Below are 4,627 nucleotides of genomic sequence, written 5' to 3'. Positions count from 1 at the left end.
GTTTTTATATGTTACAAATATTGCCTGAAATCGTTGTAGGGCAAGGATTATACCTCATCACTACTTCCATATCACTACCGACTAGATAATAAAATTTTTGGTAGCGGCATGGAAGTAGTGATGAGGTAGAACCTTTAATAAAACGGCAGGGTAATGTTGTCGATTTGTGGATAAACTAGGAATAGAGTTTAGGTAATGGCTAGTCTAGTATGACTGTTTTAGTTGCAGTTTGCTGTCCTCATTGTCAAAGCAGTGAAGTGGTTAGGCACGGGGGTAGTCCTAAAGAGGACAGGATGAGTTAACTGGAAGAGAAGCATTATAGTGATGGATGAAATTCCAAATTGCGCCAATGTGATTTTCCAAGAAGTTGGAAAATGACAAGGTTTTTCTCACCAAGCGCGACACTCGTTGTCTTAGCGTGCAGTTGAAACGCTCAATATGACTTGTTAAACCCGTTTCCTTGCCAACGGCACGATGTCGTTTGCTTGGCAGGGCTACGGGATAAGACACCCAAAAATCGCTGTAGATGACGGCACAAGGAGCGATACACCGCCGGTAAGGAGTCCCAAAGTGCTCCAGCTGAAGTGCCACTACGGTCGCCAATATAGCAACCGACAATCTCACGTGTAGTGACATCCATCGCTAGCCAGACCCACTGCTCATTACCTTTGTCATCTACAAACGACCACAACTCATCCATCTGCACTGTCAAGCGGCATTTCGGCTTTGGGTTCACTTGCACCTCTTGGGGCACGTTCTTAGACTTCTGATTGACGTATTGTTGCACCCACAGTTCGGAAATCTGCAAAGCACGGGCAATGCCTGCTAGGGGCAATTTCTCTAGCAACAATCGGTCAATGATGCCTTTGGTCTCCTCACTAATCATTCGCCACTGTGGATTTTCGACAAACTGCCGCCCACAGTCGCGACATTTGTAATTTTGCTTTTGATGTCGAGTTCGACCGTTTTTGACCACATCTATAGATTGACAACTGGGGCAGGCTAGTAGAGCAGTAGACATCAGCACACTTGTGAAATCACAACAATATCATTCTCTCATCCTTTCCTCTTTAGCACTACCATTGTTCCCAAAATCGCGGCTTTAACGCTTCGGGCGGGTGTTGTTAGCTTGAAGAGTTCGCGCTCCTTGGCAAATTTGTTAACTATTACACATCTGCCTCAGCATTTCCTGCTTACATTTGGCTTATATTGATGCCACCTGTGACAAGGAGACTTGCGGTTAACTGCAAGTTTTGCCGAGGAGATAAATGTAAGTGAGTACAAGCAAACCCGTTCAATTGAATCGCCGTCAGGTCATTCGCGGTATTTTAGCAACTACAGCATTTGGTGCTGCCACTAAATTCGGCACTGGATGCACGCCAGCCAGCCAAACTCAAGCTTCTTCCAATGCTGAAGATAAACCAATCGTGATGGGATTTATCTATGTCGGTCCCAAAGACGACTTCGGCTACAATCAAGCTCATGCAGAAGGGAAACAGGGATTGGCAAAACTGACATGGTTGAAAACCGTCGAAGAAGCAAACGTCCCAGAGACAACTGCCGTAGAAGAGACGATGCGAAATATGATTGAAGAGGAAGGCGCAACGGTACTCTTTCCTACTTCTTTCGGCTACTTCGACCCTCACATACTCAAGATTGCCAAAGAATACCCAGAAGTCCAATTCTTCCACTGTGGCGGACTGTATCAAGAGGGCAAACACCCCAAAAATGTCGGTAGCTATTTCGGTTACATTGACGAAGCCCAATACGTAGCGGGAATCGTGGCTGCCCACACTTCTAAAACTGGTAAACTCGGTTTTATTGCCGCTAAACCAATCCCACAAGTCTTGCGTAACATTAACAGCTTTAACTTGGGGGCGCGGAGTATCAATCCTAAAATCACGACTCAGGTTGTCTTTACGGGTGATTGGGCGTTACCTGTGAAGGAAGCAGAAGCAGCTAATAGTATGGCAGACCAGGATATTGATGTCATTACCTGCCATGTAGACAGTCCGAAAGTGGTGATGGAAACGGCAGAAAGAAGGGGAATTTTCTGTAGCGGCTACCACGCCAATCAAGCCAAGCTAGCACCTAAAGGTTATTTGACGGGGGCAGAGTGGAACTGGGCACAGGTTTACTCTCGTTATGCAGAGATGATTCGGGCAGGGAAAACGCTGATGAATGGCGGTATTCCGCACTTGGTAAGGGGTGGCTTGAAGGATGGATTTTTAAAGATGTCGCCCTATGGTGCGGCGGTGAGTGCTGAGGCAAAGAAAGACGCGGATGCCGTGAAAGAAAAATTTATAGCAGGCAACATGACGATCTATCGAGCGGGATTGAAAGATAATACGGGAAAAGTTGTCGTGCCTAACAAAGATTTCACCCAAACAGCGATCGAATTAGAAAAGATGAATTGGTTGGCAGAAGGCGTAATCGGTAGAGTCGCAAGTTAGCTATGAACACTCATACCTGGCGGGGCAAGTTGGAATCTGTCTGCATTCCCTTGGCTGCTATTCTCGTTTCTTTGTTGCTATTTGGCGTATTTTGTGCTGCGGTCGGGGCAAATCCGATCGCGGTGTATGGGGCAATTTATCAAGCAGCGTTTGGTAGGTGGCAATCTTTTCAAAATGCCCTGATCCGTGCCGCACCCTTAATGTTAAGTTCCCTATGTACGGCTTTACCCGCACGCTTGGGATTGGTCATCATCGGTAACGAAGGGGCGATCGTTGTCGGCGGCTTGGGTGCAGTGGCGATCGCCCTTGCCCTCTCTACCAACGTTCCACCTCTGGGATCGCAGATTGCAATGGCTGTGGCTGGGATAGTTTGTGGCGGCGCGTGGATTGGCATTGTCGGGGCATTGCGCCACTATCGAGGCGTGAACGAAACCATCAGCAGTTTGTTAATGAACTATATCGCGATCGCCCTGCTCAACCATCTAGTAGGAGGACTGATGCGCGATCCCAGTTCCCTAAATAAACCCTCCAGCTACCCGATCCCCGATGTCAATCTGCTGGGAGATCTACCAGGAACGCGAATTCACTACGGACTGATTTACGGCTTAATTGCCTGCGCGATCGCCTATTTTCTGATCCAACGCACGACTTTTGGTATGGCAGCCCGTATTGCTGGCGGAAATGTCAGGGCAGCCAAACTCACCGGACTTCCCGTAGGCAAACTCACCCTAGCAATTTGCTTTTTAGCTGGTTCCTGTGCGGGGTTAGCAGGAATGGTCGAAGTCGCTGCCGTTCACGGACGGGCGAATGAATCTCTCAACGCCAACTACGGCTATAGCGGCATTCTCGTTGCTTTTATTGCCCGTAACAATCCCTTAGCAGCGATTTTAGTAGCAATATTACTCGGTGGTATCTTAACTAGCGGCGGGATCTTACAAAGGCGGTTAGAGTTACCCGATGCAACAATTTTGGTATTTCAAGGCATCGTGTTTCTGGTAGTGCTATTTAGCGAATCCCTTTACGGCAAGCTAGGAGTTTTTCAGGAGAATTTCGATGGCAACGACAGAATTGGGTTGGTGGGGAGTACCGCTAGCGATCGCGGCGGGAACGTTGCGGGGTAGCGCCCCCTTCCTGTTCGTCAGCTTAGGCGAATGTCTCACTGAAAAAAGCGGCAAAATCAATTTGGGCTTGGAAGGCACGCTGTTAACGGGGGCAATGTCTGCCTATGCTATCTCCTACTTAACCAAATCCCCTTGGTTAGGCGTATTAGTTGCTGGATTAGCAGGAATGTTACTGGGTATTATCCATGCTTGGCTGTGTCAGCAACCAAAAGTCAACGATGTCGCTGTAGGCATCGCGATGATTATCTTCGGCAGTGGTATAGCTTTCTTCTTCGGCAAACCTTTTATTCAACCCGTCGCCCCCCAACTACCCGCGATCGCTTTTGGTAGTTGGAGTACTTCGCCGCAAATTCAATCGGCATTGAAAATTTGTCCTTTGTTTTTGATAGGAGTGGCGATCGCTCCTGTAATGCAGTGGTTTTTCGCCTCCACTCGCTGGGGCTTATACATCCGTGCCGTAGGCGATGCCCCCGAAGCTGCTAAAGCAATGGGAATTTCTACCTCTCGCGTCCGCTGGCTGTGCATCGTTGCAGGCAGTTTCCTCGCCGGAATTGGCGGCGCGTATCTCTCCCTCTACTACCCTGGCAGTTGGACGGAACGCATTTCTAGCGGACAAGGACTGATGGCAGTCGCCCTCGTCATTTTTGCCCGTTGGCAACCGATGCAATGCTTGTATGCAGCCCTACTCTTTGGCGGCGCACAGGCGATCGGTCCCGCCCTACAATCCGTTGGTATTGACTCCTACTACTACCTATTCAACGCCTCTCCCTACATCCTCACCTTACTCATCATGATTATCACCTGTTCCCCCAAACGCACCCTCACAGGCGCACCAGGCGCACTAGGGAAATAAGTCAGAAGTCAGAAGTCGTAAGTCAAAACACACCCCACACCCCACACCCCTCACCCCTTACTCATGACTGGACTAGGCGGTTTAAATAAATCTCCCGATGGAGTTGTTCTCGGACTCGTACAACTGGAGTTTAGACTAAATCAAGAAAAAAGCGGTCAATCCTGTTGAAGTGACCACTTTTTGGTCAATGCTGAGATTTA

4 protein-coding genes and 1 pseudogene are annotated in these 4,627 nt (G+C 48.6%); 4 read left to right on the top strand and 1 reads right to left on the bottom strand.

Annotation, left to right across the window (positions count from 1 at the left end; all coding sequences use genetic code 11):
- Positions 1 to 209 precede the first annotated feature (209 nt).
- Positions 210 to 278, top strand: a pseudogene (locus DSM107010_RS43465) (IS1 family transposase); the annotation flags it as partial.
- A gap of 1 nt (position 279) precedes the next feature.
- Here the strand turns inward: DSM107010_RS43465 and DSM107010_RS36845 are convergent.
- Positions 280 to 1,021, bottom strand: a protein-coding gene (locus DSM107010_RS36845; protein ID WP_106170841.1) for an IS1 family transposase whose coding sequence is annotated in 2 segments (ribosomal slippage) — positions 280 to 537 and positions 539 to 1,021 — 741 coding nt in all. Because the reading frame shifts where the segments join, the coding sequence is not laid out codon by codon here.
- A 253-nt stretch (positions 1,022 to 1,274) separates the two neighbouring features.
- Here DSM107010_RS36845 and DSM107010_RS36840 point away from each other — a divergent pair.
- Genes DSM107010_RS36840 through DSM107010_RS36830 form a run of 3 tightly spaced genes read left to right on the top strand, consistent with a single transcriptional unit; the run spans position 1,275 to position 4,427 of the window.
- Complete coding sequence (locus DSM107010_RS36840) at positions 1,275 to 2,453, top strand: BMP family ABC transporter substrate-binding protein (protein WP_106170838.1); 1,179 nt, start codon at positions 1,275 to 1,277, stop codon at positions 2,451 to 2,453.
- Between the two features lie 2 nt (positions 2,454 to 2,455).
- Complete coding sequence (locus DSM107010_RS36835; RefSeq protein ID WP_106170835.1) at positions 2,456 to 3,574, top strand: ABC transporter permease; 1,119 nt, start codon at positions 2,456 to 2,458, stop codon at positions 3,572 to 3,574.
- Positions 3,507 to 4,427, top strand: coding sequence for an ABC transporter permease (locus DSM107010_RS36830; protein WP_127025334.1), 921 nt, complete (start codon positions 3,507 to 3,509; stop codon positions 4,425 to 4,427). The genes DSM107010_RS36835 and DSM107010_RS36830 overlap by 68 nt, the downstream gene beginning before the upstream one ends.
- The last annotated feature ends 200 nt before the right edge of the window (positions 4,428 to 4,627 follow it).

This window comes from Chroococcidiopsis cubana SAG 39.79, assembly GCF_003991895.1.
GTDB classification, from domain to species: domain Bacteria; phylum Cyanobacteriota; class Cyanobacteriia; order Cyanobacteriales; family Chroococcidiopsidaceae; genus Chroococcidiopsis; species Chroococcidiopsis thermalis.
This window is presented reverse-complemented; position numbering and strand designations above follow the sequence as displayed.